16 protein-coding genes are annotated in these 21,301 nt (G+C 71.2%); 13 read left to right on the forward strand and 3 right to left on the reverse strand.

Annotation, left to right across the window (positions count from 1 at the left end; all coding sequences use genetic code 11):
- The first annotated feature begins 7 nt into the window (after positions 1-7).
- The 3 genes from ACZ55A_RS31985 to ACZ55A_RS31995 all read left to right on the forward strand — a co-directional run bounded on the left by ACZ55A_RS31985 (position 8) and on the right by ACZ55A_RS31995 (position 2,636).
- The gene (locus tag ACZ55A_RS31985) at positions 8-916 is read left to right on the forward strand and encodes an ADP-ribosylglycohydrolase family protein (protein ID WP_468847512.1); all 909 of its coding nucleotides are present in this window, start codon (positions 8-10) and stop codon (positions 914-916) included.
- 304 nt (positions 917-1,220) lie between these two features.
- Positions 1,221-1,922 carry a ribonuclease HII gene (locus ACZ55A_RS31990; RefSeq protein WP_468847515.1) on the forward strand — a complete coding sequence of 234 codons (702 nt, stop codon included), beginning with the start codon at positions 1,221-1,223 and terminating at the stop codon, positions 1,920-1,922.
- A gap of 66 nt (positions 1,923-1,988) precedes the next feature.
- Positions 1,989-2,636: a hypothetical protein gene (locus tag ACZ55A_RS31995; protein WP_468847518.1), complete on the forward strand. Its 648-nt coding sequence runs from the start codon at positions 1,989-1,991 to the stop codon at positions 2,634-2,636.
- 81 nt (positions 2,637-2,717) lie between these two features.
- On the opposite strand, the gene ACZ55A_RS32000 is transcribed toward ACZ55A_RS31995, so the two are convergent.
- Both ACZ55A_RS32000 and ACZ55A_RS32005 read right to left on the reverse strand, forming a co-directional pair.
- Positions 2,718-3,425 carry a hypothetical protein gene (locus tag ACZ55A_RS32000; protein ID WP_468847521.1) on the reverse strand — a complete coding sequence of 236 codons (708 nt, stop codon included), beginning with the start codon at positions 3,423-3,425 and terminating at the stop codon, positions 2,718-2,720.
- A gap of 222 nt (positions 3,426-3,647) precedes the next feature.
- A complete protein-coding gene (locus tag ACZ55A_RS32005) occupies positions 3,648-5,813 on the reverse strand; it encodes a RecQ family ATP-dependent DNA helicase (protein ID WP_468847523.1) in 2,166 nt (721 codons plus the stop codon).
- Positions 5,814-6,205: 392 nt separating this feature from the next.
- On the opposite strand from ACZ55A_RS32005, the gene ACZ55A_RS32010 reads away from it, so the two are divergent.
- The 6 genes from ACZ55A_RS32010 (at position 6,206) to ACZ55A_RS32035 (ending at position 15,028) form a co-directional block, all read left to right on the forward strand.
- Positions 6,206-7,639 carry a DUF4192 domain-containing protein gene (locus tag ACZ55A_RS32010; protein WP_468847619.1) on the forward strand — a complete coding sequence of 478 codons (1,434 nt, stop codon included), beginning with the start codon at positions 6,206-6,208 and terminating at the stop codon, positions 7,637-7,639.
- Between the two features lie 215 nt (positions 7,640-7,854).
- Positions 7,855-9,861, forward strand: a complete 2,007-nt coding sequence (locus ACZ55A_RS32015) for a glycogen debranching N-terminal domain-containing protein (protein WP_468847621.1) — start codon at positions 7,855-7,857, stop codon at positions 9,859-9,861.
- A 49-nt stretch (positions 9,862-9,910) separates the two neighbouring features.
- Positions 9,911-10,675 (forward strand): NUDIX hydrolase, encoded by a 765-nt coding sequence (locus ACZ55A_RS32020; protein ID WP_468847526.1) that lies wholly within the window; start codon positions 9,911-9,913, stop codon positions 10,673-10,675.
- Positions 10,676-11,124: 449 nt separating this feature from the next.
- Positions 11,125-12,126, forward strand: coding sequence for a FadR/GntR family transcriptional regulator (locus ACZ55A_RS32025; protein ID WP_468847528.1), 1,002 nt, complete (start codon positions 11,125-11,127; stop codon positions 12,124-12,126).
- A 397-nt stretch (positions 12,127-12,523) separates the two neighbouring features.
- On the forward strand, positions 12,524-14,080 hold the full coding sequence (locus tag ACZ55A_RS32030; RefSeq protein WP_468847531.1) for an RNA polymerase sigma factor: 1,557 nt from the start codon (positions 12,524-12,526) through the stop codon (positions 14,078-14,080).
- A gap of 138 nt (positions 14,081-14,218) precedes the next feature.
- On the forward strand, positions 14,219-15,028 hold the full coding sequence (locus ACZ55A_RS32035) for a serine protease (protein WP_468847534.1): 810 nt from the start codon (positions 14,219-14,221) through the stop codon (positions 15,026-15,028).
- Positions 15,029-15,145: 117 nt separating this feature from the next.
- Here ACZ55A_RS32035 and ACZ55A_RS32040 read toward each other — a convergent pair whose 3' ends face one another.
- A complete protein-coding gene (locus ACZ55A_RS32040; RefSeq protein WP_003981845.1) occupies positions 15,146-15,376 on the reverse strand; it encodes a DUF7455 domain-containing protein in 231 nt (76 codons plus the stop codon).
- A gap of 443 nt (positions 15,377-15,819) precedes the next feature.
- On the opposite strand from ACZ55A_RS32040, the gene ACZ55A_RS32045 reads away from it, so the two are divergent.
- The 4 genes from ACZ55A_RS32045 to ACZ55A_RS32060 all read left to right on the forward strand — a co-directional run bounded on the left by ACZ55A_RS32045 (position 15,820) and on the right by ACZ55A_RS32060 (position 21,281).
- Entirely contained in the window at positions 15,820-17,940 is a 2,121-nt protein-coding gene (locus ACZ55A_RS32045) for a DNA gyrase/topoisomerase IV subunit B (protein ID WP_468847538.1), read from the forward strand.
- A 460-nt stretch (positions 17,941-18,400) separates the two neighbouring features.
- A complete protein-coding gene (locus ACZ55A_RS32050; protein WP_468847541.1) occupies positions 18,401-19,075 on the forward strand; it encodes a response regulator transcription factor in 675 nt (224 codons plus the stop codon).
- A gap of 107 nt (positions 19,076-19,182) precedes the next feature.
- Positions 19,183-19,680, forward strand: coding sequence for a DUF485 domain-containing protein (locus ACZ55A_RS32055; protein WP_468847543.1), 498 nt, complete (start codon positions 19,183-19,185; stop codon positions 19,678-19,680).
- Positions 19,677-21,281, forward strand: coding sequence for a solute symporter family protein (locus tag ACZ55A_RS32060; RefSeq protein WP_468847545.1), 1,605 nt, complete (start codon positions 19,677-19,679; stop codon positions 21,279-21,281). Before ACZ55A_RS32055 ends, ACZ55A_RS32060 begins: the two co-directional genes overlap by 4 nt.
- Positions 21,282-21,301: the final 20 nt, after the last annotated feature.

Raw genomic sequence — 21,301 nt, forward strand, 5'->3', positions numbered from 1 at the left:
CACAGCGATGACCCTCGACCATCGTGACGCAGACCGCTGTGCGCGGGCTCTGGCGAGCCTGCGCGGACTGTCCGTGGGCGATGCCCTCGGATCCCAGTTCTTCGTCCCCGCCAATTACCGCGCTCTCAAGCGCCGCGAGCTGCCGCCCACCCCCTGGCAGTGGACCGATGACACCGAGATGGCCTGCTCCGTCCTGGCCGTGCTCACCACCCACGACCGGATCGACCAGGACGCGCTGGCCCGCTCCTTCGCCGAGCACCACGACTTCGACCGCGGCTACGGTCCCGCCGTCAACCGCATGCTCCGGCTGATCCGCGAGGGCGGCGACTGGCGGGAGCTGGCGTCCGCGCTCTTCAACGGCCAAGGTTCCTGGGGCAACGGCGCCGCCATGCGCATCGCCCCCCTCGGCGCCTGGTATGCCGACGACCCCGAGCAGGCCACCCATCAGGCGGAGATCTCCGCCTACACCACCCACCAGCACCGCGAGGCCGTCGTCGGCGCCATGGCCGTGGCCGCCGCGGCCGCCCTGGTGGCCGACCCGACCCGCGAGACCGGCCCCGAGCAGCTGCTCGACGGCGTCCTGGAGCTGATCCCGCGCAGCGCCGTACAAGCCGGTCTGCGCCGGGCCCGCGACATGCTCGACTACGCCGACTCCGGCACCGTCGCCGCCGTCCTGGGCTGCGGACGGCGCACCAGCGCCCATGACACCGTGCCCTTCACCCTCTGGGCCGCGGCCCGGCACCTGGGCAACTACGAGCGGGCGTTCTGGACCACCGTGCAGGCCGGCGGTGATGTCGACACCACCTGCGCGATCGTCGGCGGCATCGTCGCCGCCGGCACTGCCGGCGCCCCGCCCGAGGCCTGGCTGGCGGGCACCGAGCCGCTGCCGTCCTGGGCCCCCACCCGTGCCGACTGACGCGCCGCACCACCGCGCCGCCGCGCTCGTCCGCCCCGTCACGAGCTGACTTTTCCGCCTCCGCTCCCGCACGCGCCCATGCCGCCAACGGGCGGAGCGGCACTGCCACTTCGCCCCTGCATGGCGCTCACGGGACCGGCGCAGACAGTGGCGGGCGTGTGTCGTCGGCTGCCTGCCCTCCCCTCCGCGTACCGGCCGGTAGCCTCGCCGCCCGGCCTCGCCCGGACCGTCTCGCGCAGGGAATGTCCCCAGGTTCGGATCCGATGCGGACGGCTGAACCGAATAGGCGTAATCTGGCTGCGCCATGCCGTACGAGCCCCCCACCCATTCCGTCGAGCGATCGTTGCGCGCCACTACGGGCGCCAAGATCGTTGCAGGGATCGACGAGGTCGGACGCGGAGCCTGGGCCGGCCCGGTCAGCGTCTGTGCCGCCATCACCGGTCTGCGCAGGCCGCCCGACGGACTCACCGATTCCAAGCTGCTGACTCAGAAGCGCCGCACCGAACTGTGCGAAGTGCTCGGCACCTGGGTCACGTCGTACGCCCTCGGGCATTCCTCTCCGGAGGAGATCGACGAGCTGGGCATGACCGCGGCGCTGCGGCTCGCGGCCGTACGCGCGCTGGACGCGCTGCCGGTCCGGCCGGACGCGGTCATTCTCGACGGCAAGCACGACTACCTGGGCACGCCATGGCGGGTCCGCACGGTCATCAAGGGCGACCAGTCCTGCATCGCGGTCGCCGCCGCGTCCGTGATCGCCAAGGTGCGACGCGACGCGATGATGGCCGAAATGGGCCTGGAATACGCCAAGTTCGACTTCGCGGCCAACGCCGGCTACCCCTCGCCGACCCATCGCATCGCCCTGGAGGAGTACGGTCCCACGCCGCACCACCGGCTGTCGTGGTCCTACATGGACGCCCTGCCCCGGTGGCGGCATCTGAAGAAGGTACGCATCACCCCGGAAGCAGCCGCTCTGGAAGCCGGTGGCCAACTCGGCTTCGACTTCTGAGCGGTGCGGGCATCAATTCGGTACCCGATGACATGTCCCGCACCTATGTTTGATAGACATCGTCTTATGCCTCTCATCCCCGAGGAGCCTCAGATTCACGAGAGTGTCCCGGGTCCCCGCGCAACTCCGGCCGCCGGCCGTATCGCGTCGACCCCCCGTCCTGTTCCTGGCCCCGGTCCCCGCCCCGCGCCTCCGCGCGGTGCTCCCGCGGCCAGCGCCCGTCCGGGCAAGCCCGGACCTGCTGCCCCGCCGCGTGGGCCGGTCGCCGCTCCGCCGGCGCAGCGCACCGGCTCGTCGCAGCCCCCGGCCGGCAAGACCGGCACCGCGGGAGCGCAGCTCCAGCTGATCCCGGCACCCGTCGCCGGCGCCATCGACGCCGCCGACGAAGCCGTCGATCTGCTGCTGGACTCCGGGCGCGCCCCGGGCGACATCCTGGTGCTGACCACTGGTGATCCCCACCCGTGGGCCGCGCATGAGCTGTCCTTCGGCGAGGCGTCGTACTGGGCCCAACACGACGCCGCGGACGATGTGTTCTACGCGGACGCCGCTGCCGAGCGCGCCACCGGCCGGCCCGTCGTGGTCGTCGCCGTCAACGGCGGCACGGACGAGGTCACCGCGCAGGCGCTGCCCTCGGCGATGGCCCGCGCCGGAGCGCTGCTGATCGTCTGCGGCGACCCGCAGCGGATCAACACCGTTCTCGGCGCGAACGCCTGACCTGCGGCGCGCGGCAGCCCGTCGGCCCCAGGCCGCCGGGCTCGCCTGCCCTCCCGGCGGCGGGCCCTCGGCTCGGTCCGGTCAGCGTGCTGCCGTGTGCCGGTGGGCTTCCGGGGCGCCGCCGCCGGTGCTGCGAGGCACCGGCCGGGCCGGTGTGACGGCGGCGGCCATACGGGGGGAGTTCCGGCGCACCGCGGTCGTGCCGGGGGCGCCCGGACGAGCCGTCCCCGTACGGCGTCGTTCCGGGCCCTGACGGTCCGTAGGAACCGAGCCGGGACGGCGGCCCCCGCGGCCTTCTCCGAGCACCTGCCAGCGGTCCGGGGTCAGCGTGATGTACGCCCCGCAGCGCAGCCCGTGCAGCGTGCAGGCATCACGCAGGCCCCACATCCACGCGCCGTCGGCCTCCGTCCAACGGGGCTCGCCCTCACGGCAGTAGAGCAGCACAGCCGTGCGGACCGGGGCGCGCAGTCGCAGATCGTGCGGGATGACCCGGCGCAGATGCGTCAGCAGCGCATTGCGGTACTCCCAGCCGTCGGGAGCCGCCGCGGGCTCGGTGAACGACGCGCTGGCCGTCAGCCGCTCCAGCGGATCGAGGACCGCCACGATGGCCGTGGACGGCCCCGGCCGATGACGGTCGTACAGGCCGGCGACGACCTCACGGGGGTTGCGCAGCAACGGGATACCGGCGGAAGCCCATTCGGCGGGCTCCAGCATGCGGCCCAGTCGGGCGGCGGAATCGGCGGACGTAGGCGGGTGCGTATGCGGGGGCGGGGCGAAGCCGAAGGTCACATTCCTCCCTTCGTCTACGCGTCAGCGCGTCGGCCGTGACAGGGTGCGCCAGTGCACCAGGACATGGCCCTGCCTGACCACGATGGCCGGTACGGGGAATCACCTCCAATTCTCGCGGTCGCACTGGCATGCGGGCAACGAGCAATTTCCGCACTTGCCGGTAATCACCGCGTACATCGCAAATGTCCCTGCCCGTTGCGCCGGGAGCGCGCCATGGTGCCGCTAGGCCTGTACGGCGAGGACCAGCGGAAACACCCCCTCTGCACCTGCTTTGCGCAGCAGCCGGGCGGTCACTGCCAGCGTCCAGCCGGTGTCGGCGTAGTCGTCCACCAGCAGCACCGGGCCACCCGCCGACGCCAGGGCCTGCGCCAGCTCCGGCGGGACACCGAGCGAACTGTGCAGGTGCCGCAGCCGCTGGGCGCTGTTGCTGCGCGGAATCCGGCCCTCGGCACCGTCGTCCACGGAGGTCACCGTGCCCAGGAACGGCATCCGGCCGACCGCGGCGATCCGCTCGGCGAGCGACCGGATCAGCTGCGGGCGGCTGCGTGAGGAGAGACAGACCACGCCTACCGGGCGGGCCGGTGCGTCCGGCGCACCTGATGCCCAACCCCCGGGCCCCTTGGCCCAGTCGGCGAGCACCGTGACGACCGCGGACGCCACATCGTCGGGAATCGGGCCGTCCGGTGCCTGCGGCGCGAGCATCGGCCGCAGCCGATTGCCCCACCCGATGTCGGAGAGCCGTCCCAGCGCCCGGCCGGTCGATGCCAGCTCGCCCGCCGGGATGCGCCCCTTGAGGTCGACACCGACCGCCGGCAGCCCCGTCGGCCACATCCGCCGCGGCTCCACCTCCACCCCCGGGCGCCCCAGCTCACCGCGCGCCGCATCCAGCGAGGCGGCGGAGACCTCGGTGCTGAACCGCGCCCCGGCGCAGTTGTCGCAACGGCCGCACGCCACCGCCTCCTCGTCGTCCAGCTGCCGGCGCAGAAACTCCATCCGGCAGCCCGTCGTCGTGGCGTACTCCCGCATCGCCTGTTGTTCGGCCTCGCGCTGACGCGTCACCCAGGCATAACGCTCGGTGTCGTACGCCCACGGCCGGCCCGTTGCGATCCAGCCACCCTTGACGCGCTGCACCGCGCCGTCCACATCGAGCACCTTGAGCATGATCTCCAGGCGGGAACGGCGCAGTTCGACCTGCGGTTCCAGGGCCGGCAGCGACACCGGCCTTCCGGCGGCCGCCAGGACGTCCAGGGTCTCCCGCACCTGTGCCTCCGGAGGGAACGCCAGCGAGGCGAAGTACTTCCAGATCGCCTCGTCCTCACGGCCGGGCAGCAGCAGTACCTCGGCGTGCTTCACCCCACGGCCGGCCCGGCCCACCTGCTGGTAGTACGCGATGGGGGACGACGGCGAACCCAGGTGCACCACGAACCCCAGGTCGGGCTTGTCGAATCCCATGCCCAGTGCGGAGGTCGCCACCAGCGCCTTGACCCGGTTGGCGAGCAGATCCTCCTCGGCCTGCTGCCGGTCGGCGTTCTCCGTCTTGCCCGTGTACGAGGCCACCGTGTGGCCCCGGTGGCGCAGGAAGGCGGTGACCTCCTCGGCCGCGGCGACGGTGAGCGTGTAGATGATCCCCGAGCCCGGCAGCTCGTGCAGATGGTCCGCAAGCCAGGCGAGCCGGTGCGCGGCGTCCGGCAGCGGCAGTACACCGAGGCTCAGGCTCTCCCGGTCGAGCGGCCCGCGCAGCACCAGGGTCTCGGCAGCGCCCTCACCCGTCCCCAGCTGCTCGGCGACATCGGCGGTCACCCGGGCATTGGCCGTGGCGGTCGTGGCGAGCACGGGCACGCCCGGCGGGAGATCGGCGAGCATCGTCCGCAGCCGCCGGTAGTCCGGCCGGAAGTCATGGCCCCAGTCGGAGATGCAGTGCGCCTCGTCGACCACCAGCAAGCCGGTCGCCGCCGCGAGCTTGGGCAGCACCTGATCGCGGAAATCGGGGTTGTTGAGCCGCTCGGGGCTCACCAGCAGGACGTCCACCTCGCCGGCCGCCACCTCGGCCTGGACGGTGTCCCACTCCTCGGTGTTGGCGGAGTTGATCGTGCGCGCGCGGATCCCGGCCCGCGCGGCCGCCTCGACCTGGTTGCGCATCAGTGCGAGCAGCGGAGAGACGATCACGGTCGGTCCGCTGCCGCGCTCGCGCAGCAGCGCCGTCGCGACGAAATAGACCGCGGACTTGCCCCAGCCCGTGCGCTGCACGACCAGCGCACGGCGATGATCGGCGACCAGCGCCTCGATCGCCCGCCACTGATCCTCGCGCAGCCGGGTCTCGCCGCCGGGATCCCCGACGAGGCGGGACAGGACGGCGTCGGCTGCGGCACGCAGATCTTCGTTGCTCATGCCCCCATGCAACCCGATGCCACTGACAACGCGCGAACTCCCGCCCGAAGCTGTGGATAACCACGTCACCCGCGAGTTATCCACAGGGGTCGCGGAGCGGCGGCCGGCCGCGGGATCTTCGAGCCATGAATCCGCACAGCGAACCTCGCAAGCACCGCACCGACATCAACTCCGCAGACTCATCGGCATCCCCTTCGACCGGCCCGGCCGTCCCGCCCGCGAAGAATCCCTCAGACCCCGCAACGCCTACGGACTCCCCCACGTCCGCAGACTCCACCGACTCCACCACCGACTCCACGCAGCCCCAGGCCACCCCGTCCGCCTCCACGACCGACCGCATTCACCGCACCGACCCCCTCAACCACACCAACCCTCCCAACCACATCGACGCCATCGACAACGCCGACGCCCCCGACCCCTCCGAACCCGCGAAAACCACTCTTCCCTCCCATCCCTCCAGCCCCTCCCACTCCTTCACCGCTGCGGACACCACCGCCCCAGCCGCCGAGGCCCAGGTCACCCTCCGCGGGCCCGCGGAACTTGCCGATGCCCTCCCGTATCTCATGGGCTTCTATCCCGATGACTCGATCGTGATGGTGGCGCTCCACGGCGAGCGCGGGCGTTTCGGCGGCCGGGTCCGGCTCGGTATCCCGGCCGACACCGCGCTGTGGCCGGACGTCGCCGATCAGCTTGCCGAGTGTCTGATCTCCGCAGGTCAGGAAGGTGCCGCCCAGCCCGCGGCGATCATCGTCTACCTCTGCCAGGAGCCCGCGTCGGGCGAGAGCGGCGCGGACGTCAAGGACCGGCTCCGTCCGCTCGCCCAGCGCCTGCGGACCGCCTGCGGCGCGCTCGACGTACCGGTCCTCGAAGCGCTGTGCATCTCCAACGGCCGCTTCTGGTCCTACTGCTGCCCCGACTTCCGCTGCTGCCCCGCCGACGGCACACCCATGGTCATGCCGGGCACGTCCGTGATGGCCGCGGCCGCCGCGTACGCGGGGATGCACGTGCGCGGCTCGCTCAAGGAGATGGAGGCCCGGCTCAAGCCCCGCACCGGGCCGCGCGCCGTCGAGCAGGAGAAGGCGCTGGACGCGGCCGCCGGCGCGCTGGTCCCCAGGATGCTCCGGCAGGACGGTGCCGTGGCGGTCCGCCGGGCCACCCTCGACCTGGCCGGTGCCATGATCCACCGGTTCCGTCAGGACACCCCCTCGGGCAGCAACCGGGCCCGGGACGCCTGTGACGACGCGCTGATCACCGACGCGGAGGCCGCCGATCTCATCCTCGGCCTCCAGGACCGGATCACGCGCGACCGCGCGGCAGAGTGGATGGACGGTTCCGCTGCCGCTCCGGCCCTCCGGCTCTGGCGCGCGCTCGCCCGCCGCTGCGCCGGCAGCTATGCGGAACACGCGGTGGCCCCCCTCACCCTCGCCGGTTGGGTCTGCTGGTCCACCAATGACGGACCGTCGGCGCGGGTCGCCCTCAGCCTCGCCCTGGGCATCGACCCGGACTACACCTTCGCCCAGCTGCTGCACCGCGCCATCAACGAGGGCCTCGATCCGGAACCGCTGCGCCGCTGCCTGCGCGAGCAGCACCGGGAGGCGGTGAGCGCCGACACCGGGACCCCGCCCGCCGGCGCGCCCACGCCTGATGAAAGGCCCGCCCTCACCGCCAAGGAGGCGCCGCGGTCCGCCAAGCGCCCGGGACCGGCCCGCCCAGGGCCCGTCGCCCGCCCCCGTGGTCCGCGCGGCGGCACCGGTCCCGGCGCCCGTACGACCGACGGCCGCGGCAGGCGCCGGGCCGGCCGCGACGACGACCGGAGCAGGCGGTGAGCGCACTGACCCTGCACGGCCGGCGTGACCTGGGCGCCGGCCCGGCCGTTCACCTGTATGGCGTAGGCCGAACGGAGCCCCGACCCCCGCAGGGAGCGCAGAGCGTGCCAGGCATCGTCCCCACCACCCAACCGGCCCGGCGGCCGGCCGAGGAGCGCCGCCCGGCGCCGCCCCGGGCCCCACAGCCGCAGCCTCTTCACTCCTCCCTGGTCTGTGTGGCCCTGCCGGCCCTGGCGGTGTCCCCTCCTTCGGGACAGCTGACCGGCCACGGCGTGGACGGCTTCTACCGTGACGGCCGAAGGGTGCTCTCCCGCTGCGAACTACGGGTCGCGGGCAGTGAACCCCTCGTCGTCCAGGGGCGGTTGGCAGGTGCGGACCGCGCCCGGTTCATCGGGACGGTCCGCCGGGCCGGGGAGCGCGGTCCCGATCCGGAGATCAGCGTGGAGCAGCTGCGATTCGCCGACGGCACCGAGCGGATCACCTTCCGCAGCAGCGCGGCACGGCCGGTTCGGCTGCCGGTCGAGATCCGGCTGGGCACGGATCTCGCCGAACTCGGGGCCGTCGCCATAGGCCTTCCCGGTCCCGAACTGAGCGCCGCGGTGCGCGGCTCCGGGCTGCGCTGGTCCGGGCCCGGGGTGCATGCGGTGGTCACCGCAACGCCCACCCCCGAGGACGTCCTGGCCTCGGCCGGGCTGCTGCGCTGGGAGTTGGAGCTGCCGCCGGGCGGGCGTCGCACGATCGAACTGCGCGCCGGACTGGAACGGCCCTCCGGTGGACCGGGCGGCGGCCCTCCGGCCGGCCCCCGGCGTTCCGGCACGGCCCTTATCCCCGGCCCGCGCAACGGAGGGCTCGGGCCGCGGCCCCGGCCCGACCGGCCACCGCGCCCCTGGGCGGCCGCCCGGCTGGAGTGTGACGACCCCCGGGCCGACGCCCTCATGGCGACGAGCCTCGACGACCTCCACGGCCTGGCCATGCGTGACCCGGCCGCGCCCGCGGACGTGTATGTCGCGGGTGGATTCCCCTGGCGGTGCGGCCTCGCTCCGGCCGAGGCGCTGTGGGCAGCCCGGATGCTGCTGCCGCTGGGCACCCGGCTCGCCGCGGGCACGCTGCGTGCGCTCGCCCGTGGCCAACAGGCCGCCCCCGGGGTGGATTTCGGCCGTATCGCCGGCGCTCTCCGGGACGCCGGACCGCACGCCCCACCGAGCTGCACAGGCATCGAGGCGACCCTGCTGTTCCCGGCCGTGCTCGCGGAGGCGCGCCGCTGGGGACTGCCCGAGCACGACACCGAGCGGCTGCTGCCCGCCGCGGAGCGCTGCCTGAGATGGCTGCGGATCGCCACCGAGGCACGGGGCGGCGGCCGTGGCGGCTATGTGCCCGACCCCGCGCCCGGGGGACCGTACCGCTGCGAGACCCAGGCCCATGCCCATCGCGCCGCCCTCCTCGGCGCCGACCTCCTCGAGGCGTTCGGCTCGTCCGATGCGGTGGCGCTGCGCGAGTGGGCCGCGGAGCTGCGCGCCCGGTTCCGTACGGACTTCTGGATCGAGGACCGCGCCGGCGGAAGGCCCGCCGCTCTGCTCACCGCCGACGGAAGGCCCGTCCCGCACCTCGGCTCCACCGCGGCGCATCTGCTCGACACCGGTCTGCTCGGCGGCGGCGCCCTCGCTCCCGGCCTGCTGGATGCCGCACAGACCGACCAGCTGGCAGGACTGCTGGGCAGCCCCGCGATGGACTCCGGATGGGGGCTGCGAGGGCTGGGCGCCAGGGAGAGCGGCTACAACCCCTTCGGCCACCGCAGTGGCGCGGTCCGTGTCCACGAGACGGTGATCGCCGCGGCGGGACTGGCGGCGGCCGGCCATGAGCGGGCAGCCGGCGCCCTGACCAAGGGCATCCTCGACGCCGCCGAGAGCTTCGGATACCGCCTCCCCGAGATGTACGCGGGGGAGCAGCGCACCGCCGACGACGCCCCGATTCCGCACCCGGCGGCCTGCCGCCCGGCGGCCGTTGCGGCGGGCGGTGCGGTCCACCTCCTCGTCGCGCTCGCCGGCCTGCGGCCCGACGTCCCCGCCAGGATGGTGTCGCTGCGGCCGGTCGCCGCCGCCCCGCTCGGCGCGATACAGCTCACCGGCCTGAGCGTCGCGGAGCAGCCGTTCGCCCTGCGGATCAGCCGGCTCGGGATGGGGATGGTGGAGGCGGCGGCGGAAGGTCTCCAACTGGGCTCATGAGGTGCCGCGCGGTCCTGTTTATCGTCAGGCGGACGACTATGATCACGCCATGCCTCCCTACGACCCGTCGGCTTTCCCGCCCTTCGCTGTCACCGTCGACCTGGTCGTGCTCACCGTGCGCCGCCATGCGCTGTGCGCGCTGGCCGTGCGCCGGGGTGAGCCGCCGTTCCAGGGCCGCTGGGCCCTGCCCGGCGGATTCGTCCGGGCCGACGAGGACCTTGAGGCCGCGGCTGCCCGGGAGCTTGCCGAGGAGACCGGACTGCACGCCCAGTCCCCGGAGGGCCCGTCGCCGGCATACGGCGCGCACCTCGAACAGCTCGCCACGTACGGCGACCCCAAGCGCGACCCGCGGATGCGGGTGGTCAGCGTCGCGCACCTGGTGCTCGCCCCCGACCTGCCCGCCCCGACGCCCGGCGGCGATGCCCACAGCGCGCGCTGGGCACCGGTGGAGACCCTGCTGGAGCAGGACGACACCCATGCCCGTGAGGGCGAGCAGGGAGCCCCGCTCGCCTTCGACCACGCGCAGATCCTCGCCGACGGTGTCGAGCGCGCCCGTTCGAAGATCGAGTACTCCTCGCTCGCCACGGCCTTCTGCCCACCCGAATTCACCGTGGGCGAGCTGCGCCGGGTCTACGAGGCGGTCTGGGGCGTGGCGCTGGACCCCCGTAACTTCCACCGCAAGGTGACCGGCACCCCCGGATTCCTGGTCCCGACGGGCGGCACCACGACCCGCCAGGGCGGCCGCCCCGCCCAGCTGTTCCGGGCCGGCGGCGCGACGCTGCTCAACCCGCCGATGCTCCGCCCGGAGGTCTGAGGCCGGGGCGCAGCCTCCGCGCACCTGGTTCCGGCGCCCTCAACTGCCTTTCCCATATCGGTGATCGCCGCGCCCCGGCCGTAGCCGTGGCTTCGCCGCGCTCCGGTCCCTCGCCATGGATTGGCCAAGGCGCCCGCTGCCCTCGAATCCACCGCCTTCCGGAAGAGCGATCATTGGACAGGCGTCAAGTGGCCCTCCGGAATCGACCGGGGCATTTCGGTCGTGCGACGGCGCACGAGCCAATTCTCAAGACACGTCCGGACGTTGGCTCCGACCGGCTCTGAGCTGCGGGAATGTGACCGTGGTGCCGGACGGCTTCGCGTTCTGACCGAGTAAGACCCTTGTTTTGGCGCTGCGTTGTTACGGCGGCTGTTCATATCTCGCCGCGGAGAGCCCATTTCTTTCCGATAAAGCGTCAATTCAGAGATGGGGGGCGATCACCCTTTCGTGTGCTTTTCACCAAAGACCTCAAGGGTGTTCAGGGTGTCGCCGACAAAGGATGCGTGAGTACCCTTGCGCACACCATGATGACCGCGGCTCGCCCCGGCGACACCGGCCTCGCAGGCCCGGGCGAGCTTGACCGCTACCCCTACGCCAACGCCACCAACGCTGCGAACGCGAACAACGCAGCCGGGCCGGAGCGTGCCGAGCGCGCTCCGCAGGTCTGGGACGGCTCCGAAGCAGATATCGGCCGGGTCGGCCGACGGGCGGCCGGCAGTCGCGGCCGAGGACTGCACGGCCAACTCGTCCAGCAGCTCGGCCAGATGATCGTCTCCGGCGATCTCGGCGCCGACCGCCCGCTCGTCCCCGAGGAGATCGGCCAGCGTTTCGAGGTCTCCCGCACCGTCGTCCGTGAGTCGCTGCGCGTCCTGGAGGCAAAGGGCCTCGTCAGCGCGCGCCCCAACGTGGGCACCCGGGTGCGCCCGGTCAGCGACTGGAACCTCCTCGACCCCGACATCATCGAATGGCGGGCCTACGGGCCACAGCGCGACGACCAGCGCCGGGAGCTGTGTGAGCTGCGCTGGACGATCGAGCCGCTGGCCGCCCGGCTCGCGGCAGGGCACGGCCGCGAGGACATCCAGCAGCGGCTCGCCGACATGGTCGAGATCATGGGCCACTCCGCGGCCCAGGGCGACACCATGACCTTCTCCCGGGCTGACGCAGAGTTCCACTCGCTGCTGCTCCAGCTCGCCGGCAACCGCATGCTCGAGCACCTCTCGGGCATCGTCTCCTCCGCACTGCATGTCTCCGGCGGCTCCAGCGGCGGCTGTGAGCGGCCGGTGGAGACGTCCGTGGGCCAGCACATGAGAGTGGTCGACGCCATCGGCGCCGGCGATGCCTCGGCGGCCGAATCCGCCATGCGTCAGCTCCTCGCCGCCCATGGTGAGGTCCTCGGCCAGGGCTCCGGGACGCCCGTGGACCACGTCGTCCCCGCGCCCCGCGAGCACTGAAGGCCCGTACTCGACCGCGTACGGAACGTAGGCGCCGCGCGGCCCCCGTGCCCCGTGCACCCCTCGGACGGGGCACGCCGTACGCGGCGAAGGCGCACGAGATCGCCGGATCCGGGGCGTCGACCGGATCCGGCGGCAGACCTTGGGAGGGTTGCATGTCATATGACCGGGAATAGGTCGTTATGAGGTGTGACTCGGGCCACGCAGATTGGGCGTAACGCTCTTCAGGGAAGCGCGATGACTTAAGAGGTGATAGCCGAGGAGGGAATAAGGACGGCGTTCGTGACGCTGTTCAACTCCCCGGTTGCCCCTGCGCCGTCGGTCCATCCCCACCGGCGGTCGTCGGCTCCGATCCACACTGGACGGGGTCGGAAGCCGTTTCCATCGTTCCGAGAGGTTGTTCGTGTCGGCCAGCACATCCCGTACGCTCCCGCCGGAGATCGCCGAGTCCGAGTCTGTGATGGCGCTCATCGAGCGGGGAAAGGCAGATGGGCAGATCGCCGGCGATGACGTGCGTCGGGCCTTCGAGGCTGACCAGATTCCGCCAACCCAGTGGAAGAACGTTCTGCGCAGCCTCAACCAGATCCTCGACGAGGAGGGTGTGACGCTGATGGTCAGTGCCGCAGAGGCGCCCAAGCGCACCCGCAAGAGCGTCGCAGCGAAGAGTCCGGCGAAGCGCACCGCCACCAAGACCGTCGCGGCGAAGACCGCCACGGTCAAGAAGACCACCGCCGCCGCGGCGCCCGCCCCTGTGGCGGACGCGTCGGCCGGTGAGTCCGAGTCCGCGCCCGTGAAGAAGGCAGCGGCGAAGAAGACGACCGCCAAGAAGACGGTCGCGAAGAAGACCACGGCCAAGAAGGCCACCGCGAAGAAGACCGCGGCCAAGAAGGACGTCGACGAGCTCCTCGACGACGAGGTGACCGAGGAGACCGCGGCGCCCGGCAAGGACGCTCCTGAGGCCGCCGAGGGCGCGGAGAGCGCCGGTTTCGTCCTGTCCGACGACGACGAGGACGACGCCCCCGCGCAGCAGGTCGCCGCGGCCGGCGCCACCGCCGACCCGGTCAAGGACTACCTCAAGCAGATCGGTAAGGTCCCGCTCCTCAACGCCGAGCAGGAGGTCGAGCTCGCCAAGCGCATCGAGGCGGGCCTGTTCGCCGAGGACAAGCTGGCGAACTCCGACAAGCTCGCACCGAAGCTCAAGCGTGAGCTGGAGATCATCGCCGAGGACGGCCGCCGGGCCAAGAACCACCTCCTGGAGGCCAACCTCCGTCTGGTCGTCTCGCTGGCCAAGCGGTACACCGGCCGCGGCATGCTCTTCCTGGACCTGATCCAGGAGGGCAACCTCGGTCTGATCCGTGCGGTCGAGAAGTTCGACTACACCAAGGGCTACAAGTTCTCGACCTACGCGACGTGGTGGATCCGTCAGGCCATCACCCGCGCCATGGCCGACCAGGCCCGTACGATCCGTATCCCCGTCCACATGGTCGAGGTCATCAACAAGCTGGCCCGCGTCCAGCGCCAGATGCTCCAGGACCTGGGCCGCGAGCCCACCCCGGAGGAGCTGGCCAAGGAACTCGACATGACCCCCGAAAAGGTCATCGAGGTCCAGAAGTACGGCCGCGAGCCGATCTCGCTGCACACCCCGCTCGGCGAGGACGGCGACAGCGAGTTCGGTGACCTCATCGAGGACTCCGAGGCCGTCGTCCCGGCCGACGCGGTCAGCTTCACCCTGCTTCAGGAGCAGCTGCACTCGGTGCTGGACACCCTCTCCGAGCGCGAGGCCGGCGTGGTGTCCATGCGCTTCGGCCTCACGGACGGCCAGCCCAAGACCCTGGACGAGATCGGCAAGGTCTACGGCGTCACGCGTGAGCGGATTCGTCAGATCGAGTCGAAGACGATGTCGAAGCTGCGTCACCCGTCCCGTTCCCAGGTGCTGCGCGACTACCTCGACTAGTCCAACCGGCCTGAATATCGCCACGAGCCCGGCACCTCCAGTGTGGAGGGGCCGGGCTCGTAGCGCGTCCGAGTGCGCGGCGGGGCCGATTGGGGTCACTCTGGGTGGGCGAACGCTGTCCCAGAGTCAGGAGTCCGTATGCGTCCGACCGCACGCGCTGCTTTCGGAGCCCTCGCGCTGGTCCTCGCCCTGCCGGCGCCGGCGGCCGCGGACGGCTCGGTGATCGGCGGAAAGCCCGCCCAGCTTTCCCAGAGCCCCTGGGCGGTGGCACTGGCGTCCCACGACCGCTTCGGGGCCCAGCGGTCCGGACAGTTCTGCGGCGGTGTCCTCGTCGGGCACTCCACGGTCGTGACGGCCGCGCACTGTCTGAGCAAGGAGGTGCTCGGCGTCCCGTGGCGGCAGGTGCGGGATCTGCGGGTCGTGATCGGACGGGACAACCTCACCGGCGGCGGTGGCCAGGAGCTCAAGCCCGCCAAGATCTGGGTCAACCCCCGCTATGACACCTGGACGAACGAGGGCGACATGGCCGTTCTCACGCTCGACAAGCCCGTCCTGAACCAGCCCATTCCGATAGCCAGACGCGATGATCCCGCCTATCGGCCGGGCAGCCGGGCCACGGTCTATGGCTGGGGGGACACCACCGGTGAGGGCAGCTATGCGTCACGACTGCGGTCGGCGCGGGTCAATGTGCTGCGTGATGCCGTCTGTGCGCGGGCCTATCCGGGCAGTGCGGACGGCAAGTACCGCTCCCGGTCGATGCTGTGCGCGGGTGAGCCGGAGGGCGGCCGGGACGCCTGTCAGGGGGACAGCGGCGGACCGCTGGTCGTCCGCGGACGTCTCGTGGGGCTGGTGTCCTGGGGGACCGGCTGCGGCCAGGCGGGCCGCCCCGGCGTGTATACGCGAGCCTCCGCGCTGCTGCCGGCGGTGTCGGCACACGGGGCCGGCTGACCAAAGGGGAGCCGGCGGGAGTGGGAGCGTACGAGTGCGGGCGGTCTCCCCGCTGGTGTCGGGGGACCGCCCGCTGCACGGCCTGAGCCGCTGCTCGCTCGTCGTGGATGCGAAGTGTCAGCGTTCCTCGTCGGACGCGGACGCCGGAGAAGCGGTCAGCCGCTCCGTCTCGTCCTGTATTTCCGCGGCGATCTTCTTGAGTTCTGGCTCGAACTTGCGACCGTGGTGGGCGCAGAAGAGCAGTTCTCCGCCGGACATCAGGACGACGCGCAGGTATGCCTGGGCGCCGCAGCGGTCGCAGCGGTCAGCGGCCGTCAGCGGGCTCGCGGGTGTCAGAACAGTAGTCACGTCGCCTCTTCTCTAGCTCGACGAGCTGTCGTACCAGGGTCAACATCCAACCAGGCCGAAAACGTTCCCGCTCGTGCCTTTTCCTCGAAAAAAATTCTCCGAGGGGGCCGGGTGCTGCCGGGTGGCGGCGAATGAGCCGTATTGCGTGGTGGTCTGTTTCACGTTGGTTGCTGGTCGGTCCCCCCGGCTGGCTTGCCGGTTGTTGATGAGGACGTGCCCGGAGCCTAAATGGTTCATGCCTCGAAGGGAACGTGATGTGCACGTCACTCGGACGTCACCCCAACGAGCGATCGAACGTACGAGCGAAATTCTACTACCATGAGCATGCGTACGGGTGGCGTCACATCGGCTCTACCAGGCCTCGGTACGCTCTGACCGGCGACACCGCCACAACCGAGTCCGCGGAATGCGGGCTGCCAGAAATTCAGCGAGGAGCGAACCGCGTGACCGCCGAGATGTCCGTGCCGTCCACCGCAGTGCTGACCGGGGCAGACCGGGACGGATCCAATTACACCGCGCGGCATCTGCTCGTCCTCGAGGGTCTTGAGGCCGTCCGCAAGCGCCCGGGCATGTACATCGGCTCGACGGACAGTCGCGGCCTGATGCACTGCCTGTGGGAGATCATTGACAACTCCGTCGATGAGGCGCTGGGCGGCTACTGCGACCACATCGAGGTGATCCTCCACGACGACGGGTCGGTGGAGGTCCGCGACAACGGCCGCGGCATCCCCGTCGATGTCGAGCCCAAGACCGGCCTCAGCGGCGTCGAGGTCGTGATGACCAAGCTGCACGCCGGCGGAAAGTTCGGCGGCGGCTCGTACGCGGCCTCCGGCGGTCTGCACGGCGTCGGTGCCTCGGTCGTCAACGCCCTCTCCGCACGGCTCGACGTCGAGGTCGACCGCAGCAGCAGGACGCACTCGATCAGCTTCCGCCGCGGCGTCCCCGGCATCTTCACCGAATCGGGCCCCGACGCCCCGTTCGACCCGGGCAACGGCCTGATCAAGGGCAAGCGGATCGCCAAGACGAAGACCGGCACCCGGGTGCGCTACTGGGCCGACCGCCAGATCTTCCTGAAGGACGCCAAGCTCTCCCTGGAGACGCTGCACGCCCGGGCCCGCCAGACGGCCTTCCTCGTGCCGGGCCTGACCCTCGTCGTCCGTGACGAGCGCGGCATCGACGGTGCGGGCAAGACGGAGGAGACCTTCCACTACGACGGCGGCATCAGCGAGTTCTGCGAGTACCTCGCGCAGGACAAGGCCGTCTGCGATGTGCTGCGGCTGACCGGCCAGGGCTCGTTCAAGGAGACCGTGCCGGTCCTCGACGACCGCGGCCATATGACACCGACCGAGGTCACCCGCGAACTGGGCGTCGACATCGCGCTGCGCTGGGGCACCGGCTACGACTCCACGGTCAAGTCGTTCGTCAACATCATCGCCACGCCCAAGGGCGGCACCCATGTGTCCGGCTTCGAGCGCTCCATCACCAAGGTCGTCAACGAGGTCCTGCGGTCCAGCAAGCTGCTGCGCGTCGCCGAGGACGATGTCGTCAAGGACGACGCGATGGAGGGCCTCACCGCGGTGGTGACGGTGCGGCTCGCGGAGCCGCAGTTCGAGGGTCAGACCAAGGAGGTGCTGGGCACCTCCGCCGCCTCCCGGATCGTCGCCCAGGTGGTGGGCCGGGAACTCAAGGCGTTCCTGACCTCCACGAAGCGGGACGCCAAGCAGCAGGCGCGGGCCGTCCTGGAGAAGGTCGTCGCCGCGGCCCGTACGCGCATCGCCGCGCGTCAGCACAAGGAGGCCCAGCGGCGGAAGACCGCGCTGGAGTCCTCCTCGCTGCCGGCCAAGCTCGCGGACTGCCGCAGCGACGACGTCGACCGCAGTGAACTCTTCATCGTCGAGGGTGACTCGGCGCTGGGCACCGCGAAGCTGGCGCGGAATTCGGAATTCCAGGCCCTGCTGCCGATTCGCGGAAAGATCCTCAACGTCCAGAAGTCGTCGGTCTCCGACATGCTCAAGAACGCCGAGTGCGGCGCGATCATCCAGGTCATAGGGGCCGGGTCCGGCCGCACCTTCGACATCGACGCGGCCCGCTACGGCAAGGTCATCTTCCTGGCCGACGCGGATGTCGACGGTGCTCACATCCGCACCCTGCTGCTGACCCTCTTCCAGCGCTACATGCGGCCGATGGTCGAACAGGGCCGGGTCTACTCCGCGGTTCCGCCGCTGCACCGGGTCGAACTGACCAACCCCAAAAAGGGCCAGGACAAGTACATCTACACCTACTCGGACAACGAACTGCGCCAGACGCTGCTCGAGCTCGAGGCCAAGAAGGTCCGCTACAAGGACAGCATCCAGCGCTACAAGGGCCTGGGTGAGATGGACGCCAACCAGCTCGCGGAGACCACGATGGATCCGCGGCACCGCACCCTGCGCCGCATCAACATCAGCGACCTCGAAGCGGCGGAGAAGGTGTTCGACCTCCTCATGGGCAATGAGGTCGCCCCCCGTAAGGAGTTCATCACCAACTCCGCATCCACCCTGGACCGTTCGCGCATCGACACCTGACCGCGCCCCGTCTTCCCACGGGCGCCTTTCCACCCAGAGGTGGAGAGGCGCCCGTTGCCTTTCCGGCTGAGCCCCGCCCCGGCTCCGATCCCAGAGGCGCGGCGGCGCACGGGGCGCGGTACCGACCTGGAGCGGACCGGGCCAGCTTGTGGAGCTGGTGGCGGCGTGGCGTGGGACGGCCTCTGAAGGGCTTGAGGGGGCCTGTGAGGCACTTTCCCCCTTGCGGGGGAGCTGGGCCCGGTCGAGCACTTCCTGTGCCGTCTGACCGCCGCTGAGGGCCTCGGTTGGACGTGGCGAGTGAGGCGCGCGTTCTGCCGCCCGGGGTGGTCGAGGCGGGGCTCACCAGGAGCGGTTCCGGGTACGGTCTGCCCGGGATGCGGGAGCGCGCCGAATCCCTCGGCGGAACGCTTGGGTCCGGCCCCGATGAGGAGGGTTTCGTGGTGCGGTTGCGGGTGCCCGCATGACGGCAGGTGTGGTGGCGCGGGTCGTGGTCGCCGATGATCAGACGGTGGTGCGCGAGGGGATCGTGATGCTGCTGGGACTGCTGCCGGGGATCGAGGTCGTCGGATCGGCCGAGGACGGCGAGGAAGCGGTCCGTATGGTCGCCGCATGCGCGCCCGACGTCGTCCTGATGGATCTGCGCATGCCACGCTGCGACGGTGTCGAGGCCACCCGCCGGATCCGCGCCGAACACCCCGGAACCCAGGTCGTGGTGCTCACCACCTACGCCGACGACGACTCGCTCTTCCCCGCCCTTCAGGCGGGCGCCCGCGGCTATCTGACCAAGGATGCGGGCGGTGACGAGATCGTCCGCGCCGTCACCGATGTGCTCTCCGGAGAGGCCGGCCTCGCGCCGCAGATCCAGCGCAGGCTCCTGGAGCACGTCACGGAACCGGTGGGGAACGCGCCGCAGCCGCCCGACGGGCCGCCGGCCGGACTGACCGCCCGGGAGGTGGAGGTGCTGCGGCTGGTCGCCGAGGGGCAGTCGAACCCGGAAATCGCGCGCACGCTGCACGTCTCCACCGCGACGGTGAAGAGCCACATCAACAATCTCTTCGCCAAAGCGGGACTGCGGAACCGCGCCCAGGCCATCCGCTACGCCTACCGCCACGGCCTCGCACAGCCACCCGGATAATTCGTCACCTGATGGGGTGAAGGGTTCGGAATGGGCCATCCGGGATCTTCCTTTCTGTCCACCCTTGGGCCGCACGGACAACCAACCCGTGCAACAAGGAGAGTTCGGTGGACAAGCAGGACGGCCGCGCGGCCGGAGAACCAGGGGCCGTACGGCTCGACGACCCCTGGTACGACACTCTCGCCTTCAGGTGGGGCGAGCTGGACGACGCGGCTGACACGGTGGGTGAGCAGGTCAGCACACCGGAGTCGCCGCCCGTCACGCGACCGCCGTCGGCCACGCACGACGAGATCTATCTGGCGGTGCAGCAAAGCGGGGCCTTTCAGGAGGTGCGCCGCCGCTACCGGCGCTTCGTCGTGCCCGCCACGATGGGCTTTCTGCTCTGGTACCTCGCCTACGTGATCGCGGCCGTCGCCGCGCCGGACCTGATGGCGCACCGCGTCGCCGGCGCCCTCAACGTCGCGCTGCTCGCCGGACTCGGCCAGTTCGTCACCACGTTCCTGCTCGCCTGGGCATACGCGCGCCATGCGCGGCTGCGCCGGGACGCCGCGGCGCTCGACATCCGCTGGGAAACCCAGGAACTGACCGGAGGTAACGCCCGGTGACCGGCGACCATCAGACCCTCGCACTGGTCCTCTTCAGCGTCTTCATTGCCGTCACGCTCGCGATCACCACCTGGGTGAGCCGCCGCAGACGTGGCTCCGCCGTGGAGTTCTACGCCGGCGGCCGGCTCTTCTCGCCCATGGAGAACGGCTTCGCCATCGCGGGTGACTACATGTCCGCGGCGTCCTTCCTCGGCATCTCCGGACTGATCGCCCTCTTCGGATACGACGGCCTGCTGTACGTGGTCGGCTTCTTCGTCGCCTGGCTCGTCGTGCTGCTCCTCGTCGCCGAACTGGTCCGCAACTGCGGGCGGTTCACGCTCGCCGATGTCGTCGCCGTACGGATGCGGGAACGCCCCGTCCGGATCGCGGTCGGCACGGCGTCCGTCACCGTGTCCGTGCTCTACCTGGTGGCGCAGATGGTCGGCGCCGGCAGCCTGGTGGCCCTGCTGATCGGCGGCGCGGGACAGCAGGCGCGTACCTGGATGGTGATCGGGGTCGGCGCCCTGATGGTGGTCTATGTCGGCTTCGGCGGCATGCGGGCCACGACCTGGATCCAGGTCGTGAAGGCCGTGCTCCTGATGGGCGGCGCCATCGCCCTGACCGTCCTGGTCGTGATCCGCTTCCACGGCGACCTCAACGCACTGCTCAGCACCGCAGCGGAACGCAGCGGCCACGGAACGGACTTCCTCGCACCGGGCCTCAAATACGGCGGTGGCTGGACCGCACGGCTCGATTTCATCAGCCTCGGGCTCGCACTCGTCCTGGGCACGGCGGGGCTGCCGCACATCCTGTCCCGCTTCTACACGGTCCCCACGGCGCGTGCCGCCCGCCGCTCCGTCGTCTGGTCCATCGGACTGATCGGCAGCTTCTACCTGATGACCATCGTGCTCGGCTTCGGGGCGGCCGCCGTACTGGGCAGCGATGCGGTCCGCGCCTCCAGTACGGCCGGCAACACCGCCGTGCCGCTGCTCGCGCTCGATCTGGGAGGCGGCGCCGGTTCGACCGGAGGAACGGTCCTCTTCGCCGTGGTGGCCGCGGTCGCCTTCGCCACCATCCTGGCCGTGGTCGCCGGCATCACGCTCGCCTCGTCGGCCTCGGTCGCGCACGACCTCTACCCCTCGCTGCGGCGCCGACACGACGGGGGGAAGGACACACCGCGCAATGAGGTGGCCGGGGCCCGCATCGCCGCAGTCGTCGTCGGCACGCTCGCCATCGGACTGGCACTGCTGGCCCAGGACTTGAACGTCGCCTTCCTGGTGGGCCTGGCCTTCGCCGTTGCCGCATCGGCCAATCTGCCGGCGCTCCTGTATGCCCTGTTCTGGCGCCGCTTCACCACCCGGGGGGCGGTGTGGTCCGTCTACGGCGGGCTGATCCCGGCGATCACCCTGGTCGCCCTCTCCCCGGTGGTCTCCGGAAGCCCGCAATCGCTCTTCCCAGGAGCGGACTTCGCCCTCTTCCCGCTGGAGAACCCCGGCGTCGTATCGATTCCGCTGGGCTTCCTGATGGGCTGGCTGGGAACGGTGCTCTCCCCGGAGGCCGCCGACAAGGCCCGGCATGCGGAGACGGAGGTGCGGTCGCTGACGGGGGCGGGGGCGGCTTAGGAGCTGTCCGAGGGGCGAGC

This window comes from Streptomyces sp. NPDC034111 (assembly GCF_055575375.1).